Annotated in this window: 15 protein-coding genes; 8 read left to right on the plus strand and 7 right to left on the minus strand. The window is 62.5% G+C overall.

Features of this window, described 5'->3' with window-relative positions; translation table 11 throughout:
* A partial coding sequence (locus ACE04I_RS16760) for a beta-ketoacyl synthase N-terminal-like domain-containing protein (protein WP_487207313.1) occupies window positions 1-671 on the plus strand: 671 nt, incomplete at its 5' end.
* A 54-nt stretch (window positions 672-725) separates the two neighbouring features.
* Entirely contained in the window at window positions 726-1,559 is an 834-nt protein-coding gene (locus ACE04I_RS16765) for an SDR family NAD(P)-dependent oxidoreductase (protein ID WP_487207314.1), read from the plus strand.
* A gap of 77 nt (window positions 1,560-1,636) precedes the next feature.
* Here ACE04I_RS16765 and ACE04I_RS16770 read toward each other — a convergent pair whose 3' ends face one another.
* Both ACE04I_RS16770 and ACE04I_RS16775 read right to left on the minus strand, forming a co-directional pair.
* Entirely contained in the window at window positions 1,637-2,563 is a 927-nt protein-coding gene (locus ACE04I_RS16770; protein ID WP_487207315.1) for an SDR family oxidoreductase, read from the minus strand.
* 12 nt (window positions 2,564-2,575) lie between these two features.
* Complete coding sequence (locus ACE04I_RS16775) at window positions 2,576-3,643, minus strand: alkene reductase (RefSeq protein WP_487207316.1); 1,068 nt, start codon at window positions 3,641-3,643, stop codon at window positions 2,576-2,578.
* A 97-nt stretch (window positions 3,644-3,740) separates the two neighbouring features.
* Here ACE04I_RS16775 and ACE04I_RS16780 point away from each other — a divergent pair, with 97 nt between their 5' ends.
* Window positions 3,741-4,616, plus strand: coding sequence for a LysR family transcriptional regulator (locus ACE04I_RS16780; RefSeq protein WP_487207317.1), 876 nt, complete (start codon window positions 3,741-3,743; stop codon window positions 4,614-4,616).
* Window positions 4,617-4,768: 152 nt separating this feature from the next.
* Here ACE04I_RS16780 and ACE04I_RS16785 read toward each other — a convergent pair whose 3' ends face one another.
* Entirely contained in the window at window positions 4,769-5,770 is a 1,002-nt protein-coding gene (locus tag ACE04I_RS16785; RefSeq protein ID WP_487207318.1) for an NADP-dependent oxidoreductase, read from the minus strand.
* Between the two features lie 49 nt (window positions 5,771-5,819).
* Window positions 5,820-6,608 (minus strand): SDR family NAD(P)-dependent oxidoreductase, encoded by a 789-nt coding sequence (locus ACE04I_RS16790; protein ID WP_487207319.1) that lies wholly within the window; start codon window positions 6,606-6,608, stop codon window positions 5,820-5,822.
* A 109-nt stretch (window positions 6,609-6,717) separates the two neighbouring features.
* On the opposite strand from ACE04I_RS16790, the gene ACE04I_RS16795 reads away from it, so the two are divergent.
* Window positions 6,718-7,281 carry a TetR/AcrR family transcriptional regulator gene (locus tag ACE04I_RS16795; RefSeq protein WP_487207327.1) on the plus strand — a complete coding sequence of 188 codons (564 nt, stop codon included), beginning with the start codon at window positions 6,718-6,720 and terminating at the stop codon, window positions 7,279-7,281.
* 229 nt (window positions 7,282-7,510) lie between these two features.
* Here ACE04I_RS16795 and ACE04I_RS16800 read toward each other — a convergent pair whose 3' ends face one another.
* A complete protein-coding gene (locus ACE04I_RS16800; RefSeq protein ID WP_487207320.1) occupies window positions 7,511-8,407 on the minus strand; it encodes an AraC family transcriptional regulator in 897 nt (298 codons plus the stop codon).
* 180 nt (window positions 8,408-8,587) lie between these two features.
* Here ACE04I_RS16800 and ACE04I_RS16805 point away from each other — a divergent pair, with 180 nt between their 5' ends.
* The gene (locus ACE04I_RS16805) at window positions 8,588-9,547 is read left to right on the plus strand and encodes an aldo/keto reductase (RefSeq protein WP_487207321.1); all 960 of its coding nucleotides are present in this window, start codon (window positions 8,588-8,590) and stop codon (window positions 9,545-9,547) included.
* Between the two features lie 97 nt (window positions 9,548-9,644).
* Here ACE04I_RS16805 and ACE04I_RS16810 read toward each other — a convergent pair whose 3' ends face one another.
* Complete coding sequence (locus ACE04I_RS16810) at window positions 9,645-10,277, minus strand: TetR/AcrR family transcriptional regulator (protein WP_487207322.1); 633 nt, start codon at window positions 10,275-10,277, stop codon at window positions 9,645-9,647.
* A 96-nt stretch (window positions 10,278-10,373) separates the two neighbouring features.
* On the opposite strand from ACE04I_RS16810, the gene ACE04I_RS16815 reads away from it, so the two are divergent.
* Window positions 10,374-11,030, plus strand: coding sequence for an O-methyltransferase (locus tag ACE04I_RS16815; RefSeq protein WP_487207323.1), 657 nt, complete (start codon window positions 10,374-10,376; stop codon window positions 11,028-11,030).
* Between the two features lie 97 nt (window positions 11,031-11,127).
* Complete coding sequence (locus tag ACE04I_RS16820; RefSeq protein WP_487207324.1) at window positions 11,128-12,264, plus strand: DUF3500 domain-containing protein; 1,137 nt, start codon at window positions 11,128-11,130, stop codon at window positions 12,262-12,264.
* 40 nt (window positions 12,265-12,304) lie between these two features.
* Here the strand turns inward: ACE04I_RS16820 and ACE04I_RS16825 are convergent, their stop codons facing one another.
* Window positions 12,305-13,246 carry an AraC family transcriptional regulator gene (locus ACE04I_RS16825; RefSeq protein ID WP_487207325.1) on the minus strand — a complete coding sequence of 314 codons (942 nt, stop codon included), beginning with the start codon at window positions 13,244-13,246 and terminating at the stop codon, window positions 12,305-12,307.
* Between the two features lie 171 nt (window positions 13,247-13,417).
* Here ACE04I_RS16825 and ACE04I_RS16830 point away from each other — a divergent pair, with 171 nt between their 5' ends.
* Window positions 13,418-14,263: an SDR family oxidoreductase gene (locus ACE04I_RS16830; protein ID WP_487207326.1), complete on the plus strand. Its 846-nt coding sequence runs from the start codon at window positions 13,418-13,420 to the stop codon at window positions 14,261-14,263.
* The last annotated feature ends 3 nt before the right edge of the window (window positions 14,264-14,266 follow it).

Raw genomic sequence — 14,266 nt, forward strand, 5'->3', positions numbered from 1 at the left:
CCGCCCGTTCCCTTTCCACCGGTTTCAATGAGACGCCGGCTCAAGCCTCGCGACCCTTCGATACGTCGCGGGATGGCTTCGTCATGGGCGAAGGCGCCGGCATACTGGTCATCGAGTCGTTGAGCCATGCGCTTGCGCGCGGCGCGAAACCGCTCGCCGAGCTCGTCGGCTATGGAACGACAGCGGATGCTTATCATCTCACCTCCGGTCCCGAGGACGGCGACGGAGCGCGCCAAGCCATGGAGATCGCTATTCGCCAGGCCGGCATTTCGCCGCGTGAGGTTCGCCATCTCAATGCGCATGCGACCTCGACGCCGGTCGGCGACCGGGGGGAGATCGAGGCGATCAAAAGGGTTTTCGGCACGGATTCCGCCATAGCCGTCAGCGGTACGAAGTCTGCGACCGGGCACCTGCTCGGCGCCGCCGGCGGACTTGGCGCCATTTTCGCGATCCTGGCGCTCAGGAATCAGGTAGCCCCGCCGACCCTCAATCTGAGCGAGCCTGACCCGGCCGGTGGCGGGATCGATTTCGTAGCGAACCAGGCCCGGCCGACGGAGATGGACTATGCGATCTCCAACGGCTTCGGCTTCGGAGGCGTCAACGCCAGCGCGCTGTTCCGGCGCTGGGATGGACAGGCTCGCCGGCGCGAGCACCGGGAGAGGCGCCCATGACCGAAGCCTTACCTCTTCCTGCTTTTCCCAACCCAACAAATAGATGAGAGAATGATGTCGAAAAAAACAACCGGCTCGACAGCGGGCGCTCCCGACGCAGCCGTGAACAGCTTCGCTGGAAAATGGGCGCTGATCACAGGAGCATCGAGCGGCCTCGGCCTTGAATTTGCGGATCTGCTGGCGGCGCAGAAGGTCAATCTCGTTTTGGCGGCCCGCCGGCGGGAGCCGATGGAAAAGCTCGCCTCCGATCTTCGCCGCAGATACGGGGTGGATGTGCTGGTCGAGGCGATCGATCTTGCCTCGCCCGGCGCGGCCGGTCGCCTGAAAAGCGATCTCGACGCGAGATCGGTAGCGATCGATATCCTGCTGAACAACGCGGGATACGGTCTGCATGGCGATTTCCTGGAAACCCCGATCGAGCGCACCGTGGATATGATCCAGCTGGACATCACGGCGGTCACCGAGCTGACCTATCTCTTCGGCCGCGACATGGCTGCGCGGCGATCTGGACATATCCTTCTCATTGCCAGTCTCCTGGCGTTCCAGGCTGTCCCCAGCTACGCGGCTTATGCGGCGACCAAGGCTTATGTGCTCGCCCTTGGCGAGGCCCTGCATGACGAGCTCCGCCCGCGTGGTGTGGTCGTGACCACCCTTTGCCCCGGGCACACTACGACCGGGTTCGATGCGGCGGCTGGCGCAACCGCCTCGGGCTTATTGCGTCTCCTCACCATGAAACCACGTCCGGTCGCCGCGAGCGGTATTCGGGCACTCTCGGCAGGAAAGGCCATGGTGGTTGCAGGCCTGTTGAACAAGATGGCCGCCTTTTCAAACCGTCTGACGCCACGATCGATGCAAAGGACCACGATGAGAAGAATAATGGGGTCTTAGGGTCTGACGGCGGTTCGCCCGGCCGGGTTGGATCTGCAATGGATGGAGGAGCCGGCGAAACGCCGGCCCCTTATGCTTCACGAAATGAGCTGATTGCTTCTCGCCCATCGCGTGATCGCATCTCGGGGTGTAGGTGCGGGCCCAAAGAACTGCTCTTGCTTCGAAATGTTCGAAACATAGACGCCCTTCTTGAAGAACAGGAACATCTGGATCAGATCATATCCAAGCTCGGAAAACAGCTTTACCGGGCGAGCGAGCAAGCGGAAAACCAGCCAGGGCACGACCCGCACTTTGAGACGTCTCTTGGTAACCTCGGAGATGATATCGGCGACCTCCTGCTGGCTCTTTGGGCCGTCGCGCCAGCCGACATCGATCGTCTGATTGTCGATCTCACTCCCAGGAAACGCCGCCGCTTTGGCGAGATATGAGGCCAGATCATCCGTCAGAACATAAGACCATCTCGTGGTCTTATCGCCCATCGCCAGGAACCGGCCAGCTTTCACACCCTTCGCAATGTAGTCCGTGCTCTGATCGAGAAATGTGGGCGCGCGGACAAATACATATGGCACTCCGGAGGCCTTGATCAGATCCTCGGCCACTTTCTTGGCGTGGAAATGCGGCACCGCCGACGCAGCCTCGCTGCTGACGATGCTGAGAAAGACAAACCGGCCGACATCGGCTCTTGCCGCAGCCTCTATGAGATTCTTGTTGCCCTGGAAATCCGTGTCGAGGCTTCCCTTCATGTAACTGTTGGCCGAGCTGACGACGACGTCCACATCCTGCAATGCACGATCCAGTGATGCAGGGTCCATCATGTCGCCGCGCACCCATTCGACATCGGCGCTCTCATTCGAGGGCGCGCCCTTACGTGACATCGCAACGACGGCAACACTCGCATCTTGCGCCAGGTTGCGGAGAATCTTGGCTCCGAGGAACCCCGTTGCGCCGACGACCAGGATCTTCCTTTTCGCCGTCGCGCTTGAACTTGCGGTTGATTGATTCAATCTAGCCTCCTGTCAGGCCCGGGCGCTCAGGGCGGGGTAATCGATGTAGCCCTGTGCGGAGCCGCCGAAGTAGGTGCTTGGGTCCGCCTCATTCATCGCCGCATCGGCCTTCAGCCGCGAGACGAAATCCGGATTGGCAAGAACCATCTGGCCATAGGCTTCGAGATCGGCCAGGCCCGAAGCCACGTCGGCGCCGATCTGCTCGCGCGGATGACCCGGACGGTTGAGGATCAGCGGCTGGCGCCAGAGCTTGCGAATGTCTGCGAGAAGCGGCTCGTTGCCCTGGTGCATGATGTGCACATAGGCGAGCCCGAGCTTGCCGAGTTCGGCGATCAGGTGTCGATAGAGATTCGGCCCTTCGGCGCCTTCGTCGATCCCCCACAGGGTCGCACCCGGCGACAGGCGGATCGCGGTGCGGTCCGCGCCGATCTCTTCGGCGATTGCGGTCGCGACCTCGATGGCGAAACGGGCGCGGTTTTCGATGGAGCCGCCATATTCGTCCGTGCGCGTGTTGGCGCTCGGCGCGAAGAACTGCTGGACGAGGTAGGCGTTTGCGCCATGAATCTCGACGCCGTCGGCGCCGGCCTCGATCGCCGAGCGGGCAGCGTGGCGGAAATCGGCGACGGTCCGGCGCACCTCTTCGGCCGTCAGCGCGCGCGGCGTTGGAATGTCCTGCATTCCCGTCATGGTGAACATGCCCGTTCCCGGCGCGATCGCGGACGGTGCGACGCCCTGGCGATGATGCGGCGTGTTGTCGGGATGCGACATGCGCCCGGCGTGCATGAGCTGGATGAAGATGCGACCGCCCTTGTCGTGCACGGCGGAGCTGATCTTCCGCCAGCCGGCGACGTGTGCGGGCATGTAGATGCCGGGGGTGGTGAGATAGCCCTGGCCGTCGTCCGAAGGTTGGGTGCCCTCGGTGACGATCAGGCCGAGGCCGGCGCGCTGGGCATAATATTCGGCGGCCAGTTCTCCCGGCGTGCCGTCGAAGGCGGCGCGGCTGCGGGTCATGGGCGCCATGACGAGGCGGTTCGGCAGAGTGTAGCGGCCGACGCGGACAGAGGTGAATAGTGGATTCATCGAGGTTCTCCATTGATTGGAGCTTCTTGTCCACTATTCCTTTAGTGGGATAAATCCGGTATTATTGAAATCAGTTTTCCACAAATGGAGCAATCAGGTGAGCCATCTGAACGATATGGCCCTGTTCGTGGAGGTGGCGAGAGTAAGGAGCTTCCGGAAGGCCGCGGAGGCTCTCGGCATGCCCAACTCGACCTTGTCACGACGCATAGGCGAATTGGAAAAGGTCATCGGACTGAGGCTCCTGCACCGGACGACGCGCAAGATCGAACTCACCGAGGCCGGCCAGATCTATTATGAACGAAGCAAGCGCATCGTCGACGAGGCACGGCTCGCGCACGAACAGCTCGGCGCAATGCTGGAGCAGCCGAGCGGTGTGATCCGAGTTTCGCTCCCGGTCGATCTGGCCACTCTTTACCTCACGCCGATCATCGCCGATTTCGCGCGGCACTATCCCGGCATCACATTCGAATTCGATCTGACCCCGCGCCGCGTCGATCTGGTGACGGAGCCGTTCGATGTGGCGATCCGCATCGGCAAGCTTGAAGATTCCGGTCTGATCGCCCGCCTGATCGGGCGGCATTCGCGCCACCTCTATGCGTCCCCCGGCTATATCGAAGCGTCAGGCGAGCCCACGACGCCGGCAGATCTGGCGGAGCATGAATGTCTTTGCATGCCGCGAAGCTCGAGCTGGACCCTGCACCGGGGCACCGAGACCGTCGATGTCGGTGTTCGCGGCCGCTTCACGCTGAACAGCGTCGGGATGATGAGCGCGCTTGCGGTCAACCACCAGGGAATCGCCCTGCTGCCCGAGAAGATCGTCGCCGAAGACCTGGCCCATGGCCGGCTCCGGCGCATCCTGCCCGAATGGCAAGGATCGCCGGTCAGCATCTACGCCGTCACCGAAACGCGTCTTATCCCGGCCAAGACCCAGCGCTTCATCGAATTCCTGTCCACGAAGCTGATGGAAGCTTGAACGTGCTGGAGGTTCCTCACGGAAGCCTGAAGGACGAGTTCGGCATTCGGTAGGCGGCGCGCCAGGTCGCCTGCAACATCGATGCTTTTAGCCGGCGCACCTTCCACATGATCATGCTGTTCTTGGGATGAGACTTAGCCAGGTTCTTCTCGCTATCGGATCTTGACGACGACCTTGCCCTTTGACCGTCCCGTCTCAATGTAAGCCATGGCTTCGTTGGTCGCTTCGAACGGGAAGACCCGGTCCATGACGGGGCGAATGGTCCCGGCTTCGATCAGCGATGTGATCTGGCCCAACTGCCCGCCGTTCGCCCGCATGAACAGGAACGAATAGCTGATCTGCCGGGCCTTGGCTTTCCTGCGGATGCCGAAGCTCAGAAGGCGCAAAACCTGACGCAGGATCCAGTTCAATCCCTGTTCCCTGGCAAAATCGGGATCCGGCGGGCCGGAGATCGAGATCAGCTTACCGCCGGACTTCAGCACATCCAAGGATCTTTGAAGCGTGTCGCCGTCCAGACTGTTCAGCACTACGTCGTAGCCGGACAGGACTTTCTCGAAATCCTGCTTCTTGTAGTCGATGATGATATCGGCGCCGAGGCTTCTGGCCAGTTCGACATTTGCCGTGCTGGTCGTCGTGGCGACCGTCGCGCCGAGATGCTTGGCAAGCTGAATGGCGAATGTCCCCACGCCGCCGGAGCCGGCGTGGATGAGAACCTTTTGCCCTTTTCGCAGACCGGCTCGCTCGACCAGTACCTGCCAGGCGGTCAGCCCCACCAGCGGGATGGAGGCCGCTTCCTCCATGCTGAGGTTCCTGGGCTTCAGTGCCACGTCAGCTTCGTTCATGGCAATGAATTCCGCGAACGTTCCGATCCGGCCATCGCGGGGCCGTGCATAGACCTCGTCGCCCGGCTTGAATCGATCGACCTTCGATCCGACCCGAACTACGGTTCCAGCCACGTCGTGCCCCAGGATGAAGGGCAGGCGATAGGGCAGGATGAGCTTGAACTCGCCATCCCGGACTTTGGAATCCAGGAGATTGAGCCCGGCTGCGTGAATCTCGACGAGGACATCGTCATCCCGCAACGTCGGCTCTGGCATGTCGCCGAAGCGCAAGGTGCCCTTCTTCTTGTATTTGTCGAGAATGAAGGCCTTCATGATGGTCTGTTCTCCAGATTCCGGACATCGAAATGGTTCGGTCTGATGTTCAGGCAATTTTGCGATACCGCTCGGCGGGATGCTGGTTACCGTAGTTGGGGATCATAGCCTGGCGCGCGGCCTGAAGCGCGTCCCACTGACCGGCGTCGGGAAGCGGCGGGATGGTCACCGGTTCGCGGCGGTCGAACCCGACCAGCGCCGCATCAACCAGATCGTCCACCTCCATCACGTTGGAAAGCGTGTCGACGTCGGCGCCGATGTGGCCCCAGATCTCGGTTCGGGTCGTGGCGGGGAGTACCGCCTGGACGTAGACGCCCTTCGGCCCGAGCTCGAGGCTGAGCCCCTGCGACAGAAACAGCACGAAGGCCTTGGTCGCGCCGTAGACCGTCATGCCGAACTCCGGCGCCAGGCCGACCACGGAGCCTATGTTGACGATCGCGCCTTCGCCGGCCGCCGCAAGGCGCGGGGCGATGGCGCTGGCAAGCCGCAGAAGTGCGGTCGTGTTGAGTGCCACGAGCCGCGTAACGTCGTCCGTGCTCTGCTCGATGAAGCTTCCTCCGATGGCCGTTCCGGCATTGTTGACGAGAATCCCGATGCGGGCGTCGTCGCGCAGCCGCGTCTCTATCGTTGCAATATCCGCTGGCTGCGTGAGATCGGTCCGAATGATGTCGACCGCCACGCCGTGTTCCTGACGCAGACGGTCTGCCAATGCCCCCATTCGATCCACGTCACGGGCAACCAGCACGAGGTCATGCCCGCGGCGGGCGAACCGCTCGGCATAAGAAGCTCCGATACCGGTGGAGGCACCGGTGATGAGAACTGAGGGAATTGCGGGCATGGGATTGCTCTCTTTTCTGATTGAACCTATATTCATGACGATCATCATGATTGATGGTAAATATGATGAACATCATGTAAAGTCAACGTGGCCGGCGGAGAATATTGGAATGAAGGTCAGTCGAGAGCAGATGGCGGAGAACCGCCGCCGGATTTTGGATGTCGCCAGCCGGCTGTTTCGCGACAAGGGGTTCGATGCGGTCAGCGTGGCGGAGGTAATGAAAGCGGCAGGCCTCACCCATGGCGGCTTCTATGGCCATTTCAGCTCGAAGGACGACCTGATCGCGCAGACCCTTGCTCATGTCCTTGCTGCGGATGCCGGCGGAGGAGGCGATCTCCGCGCCTCTCTCGACGCCTACCTTTCGCCGACCCACCGGGACAACGCCGCCGATGGCTGTCCGACGGCGGGTCTGGCTGCGGATATCCGCCACCAGACTGCGGCGGCACGCGCGGCGATGACGGAAGGTCTTCGATCACAGATCGATCGCATCAGCACAGCGCTCCCGGAGATGAGCGGGGCAGACAGGCGCCGCGCGGCAATCGGAAGCTGGGCGGCGATGGTAGGGGCAGTGGTCCTCGCTCGGGCCATCGACGATCCCGCGCTTTCGGATGAGGTGCTGGCACAGACTAGGGTTTGGATCGATACCGGGATCAGCCAAGTGTCAGCGGGTTAGGTGACTCCGCCTGGGGCTCGACGAGCGATGTAAGGTCTCGCATCCGGCCCCTAAGCGGACTCGTGTAGGGTCGAGTATCATCGCGAAGCGGTGCGATTGCTATGCGAGCCAAGAGGTCGCGAAACCGTGAGGATGCAGGCGGGAATGCGGGGGGGCGGTGAATTCCCTCGCTATGCGACCTGGAGCTCCTTGCCTTTGGATTCAATACACCGACATCGGCAGGCTGAACTCAAGCGACCACTGCCAGGCCCGGCGAAGCGCGCAAGCGAGCGATGTCGCGCGCCGGCGGTTCTCCAAAATGGCGGCGATATTCGCGCGTGAACTGCGACGGGCTTTCGTAACCCACGTGGAAGGCGGCAGTCGTGGCGTCGATGTCCTGGACCAGCATCAGGCTTCGCGCATCCTGCAGCCGGAGCTGTTTCTGGAATTGCAGCGGCGTCATCGCCGTCACGGCGCGGAAATGCTCGTGCAGACTCGACGTACTCATGCCCACTTCCGCGGCAAGCCGCTCGATGCTGAACCGTTCCCGGAAGTTCTGACCGATCCAGGCGATGGCGCGGCCGACCTGAGCCACCCGACCCTGGCTGGAGGTGATGTGGCGCATCCTTGCGCCGTCCGGGCCCGCGAGCAGGCGATAGAGAATTTCCTGTTCGGCAAGCGGCCCGAGCACGGGCAGCGCTGCCGGATCGTCGAGCAGGCGTAAGAGGCGTAGCACCGCGTCGAGCAGGCTGGTGCCGGCGTCGGACACCGTCTTGCCTATGGGCGGAGAGGGCGCTGCCGGCGGCGGAACGCGCAACGCCAACTGCCCCAGCATGACCGGATCGAAATCGAGGTATAGGCAGAGATAGGGCTTGTCAGGTGTCGCCTCGACCACATGGCCTATCACCGGCAGGTCGTGGGTCACGACCCCATAACGCCCCGGTGCATATCTGAACACGCGGTCGCCCAGCGTGACCTCCTTTTGCCCCTGCGCAACGAAGCACAGTTGCGGCCGATAGACATTCGGCATCGGCATCGTCACCGTGGAGGATCGAACAAGCGTTACACGTTCGATGGGGGTGGCGTGGAAGCCGTCCTTCGAGACGTGCCGGGCAATCACGGCGGCGATTTCGGTCAGTGTTTCCATGTGCGGGACCATCGCATGTGGGCTGGAGGGCGGCAAGGCGGATCCGCTCGGCTTCTGGAGGATTGGGCAGTAATCTCGGCGCATCAGGCTAACGGTTCGGCCGCGCCGCGCATCACAGTGTCAGCGGCGCTGGGTCACGCAAACCAAGCCGCAGGACAAGTGAACAAGTATGGAGCAGACATGACAAGCGATAAACTGAAGACACCCAAGGTCGCGCTGGGCACATGGGCTTGGGGCGACGGCGGCGAGACTGGCGAGGGCTATTTCGGCAGCAACCTCACTCAGGCTGGCCTGGAAGAGGTCGCGGACAAGGCGCATGCGGCCGGCTTCACCCTCTGGGATACCGCCGTGGTATACGGCATGGGCCGTTCAGAGACCGTGCTCGGGAAGGTCCTGAAGCGCTACGCCCGCAGCGACTATCAGCTCTCCACGAAATTCACCCCACAGGCCGCGGGGACCGGCGATAATCCGGTGGCGGATATGCTGGAGCAGAGCCTGGCACGCCTCGGTACCGATTACATCGACCTCTACTGGATTCACAATCCAGCCGACGTGGCGCGGTGGACTCCTTGCCTGATCCCGTTGCTGAAGAGCGGGAAGGTCAAACATGTGGGCGTCTCGAATCACAACCTCAGCGAAATCGAACTCGCCAACCAGATCCTCGGAGAAGCCGGGTTCCGGGTCGAAGCCATCCAGAACCACTATAGCCTCCTCTACCGCAGCTCCGAGCATGCCGGCATCCTGGACTACTGCCGCAGCCACGGTATCCCGTTCTTCGCCTATATGGTGCTTGAACAGGGCGCCCTGAGCGGGAACTACAATTTGGAGAACCCGCTGCCGGAAGGCAGCAACCGGGCGGAGGCTTACAATGGCATGCTGCCTCAGCTGAAGGCGCTGACGGACAAGCTCGCCTCGATCGGCCAGAGGCAGGGTGCGGCAGCGCCCGATGTCGCGACGGCCTGGGCTATTGCCAAGGGCACGACGCCGATCATCGGCATCACCAAACCCAGCTACATCGATGGTCTGGTCCGGGCCACCAGCATGACGCTCTCCAGCGACGACATCGCGGAGCTGGAAGCTCTCGCCGATGCGGCTAACGTGAACACCCGCGGCTGGTGGGAAAAAGAAATGCAGGCCTGAGCCCTCGGACCGCCGCTCCGAGCAATATGGCAGGCGATCATCCCGTTCTGCGGAGATGATCGCCTGCGACCGATCAGGTTTCATCCCGGCATGGACCTCAACCGCGCGTCAGACTCCTGACGTAGGCGCAAAACATATCAGCCATGGCGTCGGCATAGGCCTCGATCTCGGACGTGGTTCGTGGTGTTTCCGAGAATTGTTTTCCAACCGTGCTCAGCGTCGCTGTGATCAGTTCCCCGACCAGTTCGCGCGTCGCGTCTGAGGCTTTCGGCAGCACTTCCCGCATGAAGGCTTCGAAGATGCGGTCCCCCTCCGCCCGTACCTCCCGCGCTTCGGGCGCATCCCGATAGAGAGGGGCGGCGTCGTCGAGCGCCACGCGAACCGCAGCCTCATCACATTCTGAGCGGATGAAGGCATGGACCAGGGTGCGCAGCCGCTCGAGCGCAGGTCTGGAGACATCACCGAGGATCGAGCTGAGCATCTCGGTGGTTTGTCGCCATTCGTCGCTCTGGAGCCGGAAGAGGATCGCCGCCTTGTTCGGGAAATACTGATACAGCGATCCGATGCTGACGCCGGCCTTCTCAGCGACACGCGCCGTGGTGAAGCGCTGAGCGCCTTCCTTCGCCAAAACCTGAACAGCCGCCTCGAGGATCGTCGCGACGAGCTCGGTCGATCGCGCTTGCTTGGGCTGTTTTCGTGAGGAAACTCTAGCACTTGGGCGATCGGTCATGCAGCGCTCCGGTAACGCGAATAGAAAACGCGAGCAATCAATCGTATTTTCTGGCTCAGCACAAGGAAATGCCCACGATTGACCGGAGAGACCTCGATGACCACCCTTACAACCGCCCCGCTTGCACCTCTGTTGGACCGCTTGTTCGAAGAGGCCGCTGCGGCGACGAGCCCCGCCGCGGCCGAGTTCTCACGCGAAGAGCGCGAGCGGCTGATGCGGAGCAAGACCGAATATCTCGATCTCTATGGGCGCCTGAAGGATCTTTGGCTTCCTGTATCGCGCGAGACCGGCAAGCTCATCTACATGCTGGCGCGAGCTTGCCGCGCGCGGACGATCGTGGAATTCGGAACCTCGTTCGGCATCTCGACCTTGCATCTTGCCGCCGCACTCAGAGACAACGGCGGCGGCCACCTGATCACCAGCGAGTTCGAGCCTTCCAAGGTGGCGCGGGCACGCGAACACCTGACCGCGGGCGGCCTTGCCGATATCGTGGAAATCCGGGAAGGCGACGCGCTCAAGACGCTTGCCGCCGATCTTCCCGAGACGATCGACCTGTTGCTGCTCGACGGCGCCAAGGCGCTTTATCCCGATATCCTGCATCTTGTGGAGACCCGGCTTCGCCCCGGCGCGTTCATTGTCGCGGACAATGCCGAGTTTTGCCCGGAATATCTGGAATACGTGCGGTCCTCCGGCAGCGGCTACATGTCCATACCCTTCGCCGAGGATGTCGAGTTGTCCATGCGACTCGGCTGACGTCGGCCGCGATCCGCGGAAGCCCATTCCTTCAACCGGTAACAGCATCGCGCAGGGCCCCTGGCTGGTCGCCGCGCATAAACATCGGAGAGCAAACATGTCTGCATTCGCCAGCGGAGCACGCCGTGCGACATTGACAAGCGCAATCATCTTCATCCTCGGCGCAGGCGGGTGCATGGCCGCCGAAACTCCCGAGCAGGCCGCGTCGCCACAGACACCGCCGTCAACGACCGGATCGGTCAGCTCTGTAGCCCCTGCACCTTCTGAAGGCTCGGGCGCTGCGGCCCTCGATCAGGCGAATGCCTTCATCGCAACCCTCAGCGATGCACAGCGCGCCGCCCTTCTCCAGGAGTACACCTTGGCCAACGCTGCCCGGTGGCACACCTATCCGCAGTGGGCGCTCGGTCGGAGGCAGGCTCGAACCGGCCTGAGGCTGAGCACCCTCTCTGCCGAGCAGTGGGATGCGCTGAACGCCCTGCTTGCCGCAGCCACCGGCAGCGAGCGGAACGAGGGTTATGACGAGATCCAGCAGCACCTGGCCGCCGACGACTGGATCGGGCGGAACGGTGGCGGCAGCGGTTACGGCAGGGGCAACTTTTATATTGCGTTTCTCGGAACACCCTCGAATACCGGCATCTGGCAACTCCAGTTCGGTGGCCACCACCTGGCGCTGACCAATACCTATCGGAACGGGGTTCTGGTCGGGGCGACACCGTCGTTCCGCGCCATCGAACCGCACAGTGCCATCCGGCTCGGCGATGCGACCCTCCGGCCGCAGCTCGACGAGTGGGAAGCCTTCGTCGCACTGCTCGCCTCGCTCGACCCGCGTCAAAGGGCGGCGGCCGAGCTCGCCGATGAGCAGGACGCCCTCCTGCTGGGCCCCGAAGTGAGAAACAAGGACTGGAATTTCCCTGTCAGGACGCAGGGGATCGCGGTTTCATCACTGGACGAAGAGCAACGCGCTTTGCTGATGAAAGCGATCAGTCTGTACGTGAACGACGTTGCCGACGCGAACGCTGCCTCGATCCTCGCCCGGTATAAGAGCGAGCTCGACGTCACCTACCTCAGCTTTTCCGGTTCCACCTCACTCACCAGCACCGGTGACTACGTCCGCATCGATGGACCTTCGGTATGGATAGAGCTGGTCATGGACCCTCCATACTCGACCAACCAGCCGCACATCCATGCCGTCTGGCGCGATAAGCGTACGGACTATGGTGGCACGAGGCCTTGATGGCGCGTGCGAACGATCACTCGTTACCAGCCAGAGCGGTTCACGGTGCGATCAGTTGAGCAGCAGGAAGCGGATGGATTGCTCCATTCGGCTTGTGCGACGAGGCGCGCATCCTGAGGGCGTCGCGTTTCGGAGGCGTCTTGAACAGGCGGCCATATTCGCGCGTGAACTGCGAGACGCTCTCATAGCCCACCTCAAGCGCGGCGCTGGTAGCCGTAAAACCTTGCTCCAGCATGAGGCGGCGCGCTTCGATCAGGCGCAACCGCTTCTGGTACTGACCTGGGGTGAGCGATATCATGTGCTTGAAGTGCTTGTGAAAGGCGGTAAGGCTCATGCCCGCTGCCGCCGCAAGCTCCTCGACCCGGATCCGCGATCGATAGTCCTGCCTCAGGATCGCGATGGCAGCGCCGAGACGGCTTGCATAGCTGGTCGGATCGGCAAGCGCCCGCAGCGCTTCGCCATGCTGCCCCGACAGAAGCCAATAATGCAGTTCCCGAATAATTCCATCGTGGAGAAGCGGTGTCGCTTCGGGTCGATCCAGCAGCCGCATCAGGCGCAATGCACAATCCAGAACGGCGGCGTTGGTGTCCTCGGCAAAGAGAGTGCGTGTCCGGGAAGGACGCGGCGGCCGGACACCGCCCAGGTGGGCGGTCAGTTCGCCAAGGACTCTCAGTTGAAGTTCGACAGCGACGGCGAGGTAGGGCTCGCTCCGGCTGGCCTGCACGACACGCCCGACGACCGGCATGTCGGCGCTCACGATCACCGACTGCCCGGCGGAGAAGGTTCGTTGCTCCCGACCCACGGTCATGAGCTTGGCGCCCTGCAGAACCAGGCAAATCAGCGGCCGGTAGACGGAATGGAGATCGCCGCGCGGCGTCTCGATGCACATCATCCGCAATCCCGGAACGGGGGTAAGGGCAAGCCCGTCAGGGTTTGCCTGGGCAGTGGCATAGGTCCGTACGGCCTCTTTGAGCGCGTCCATGGGGCTCTCCAGCGATCCGGATCGAATATAGCGTGGACGCGACTGGAAATCACCTAGAGTCCCGGCCCAGCTACAGGATTGGGCAAGTTTTACGCATGGCTTGGCAAGTTCCGGATCCTCTCAAGCCGTATGGATGTCCCTACAGTTTTCTCGAACAGGAAAGGGACTCCGATGGCTGAACGAAACGATGTACCACGACGGACTGTGCTGACGGCGGCGGCTCTGGTTCCCGCCGTGATGGCGATGGGCACGGCCAGCGCTCAAACCACTCGGCAGGCTCAGGTGTCGAACGGCAAGGTCGCGCTGGTGACGGGCTCTTCCAGGGGGATCGGTGCGGCGACCGCCAAGCGTCTCGCGGGTGACGGCTACGCGGTCACGGTCAATTGCGTGGCCAACCGCGACCTTGCGGCGGGCGTCGTTCGAGAGATCGAAGCCGCCGGTGGACGCGCCATCTGGGTCCAGGCCGACGTCAGCGATCCTACTGCGGTTCGGCGCCTGTTCGATGAGAACGACCGCGCCTTCGGCGGCGTCGACGTGGTGGTGAGCAACGCCGGCATCATGCGGCTGGCGCCGTTCCGCGACATGACGGATGAGCACTTCGACAGGATGTTCGCGGTCAATGCCAAAGGCAGCTTCAACGTGCTGCGCGAAGCGTCGCGGCGCGTGCGCGACGGCGGGCGCATCATCACGCTTTCTTCGAGCATCGTCCAGCTTCGGTCTCCCACCTATGGCCCCTATGCGGCGACCAAGGCAGTCCAGGATATGTACGCGAGTGTCCTTGCAAAGGAACTGGGCACACGGAAAGTCGCCGTCAATGCGGTCGCACCGGGGCTGGTCAATACCACCCTTTTCACCGACGGAAAGACCGAACAGCAAATTCAGGGCTTCGTCGATCGCACGCCGATGGGACGTCTCGGCGAGCCTTCCGATATCGCCGATACGATCGCTGTGCTCTGCAGCGGCGACGGGGCCTGGATCAGCGGGCAGACGGTCTTCTCGAACGGCGCCGTCGTCTGACCT

The organism is Rhizobium moroccans (assembly GCF_057559155.1).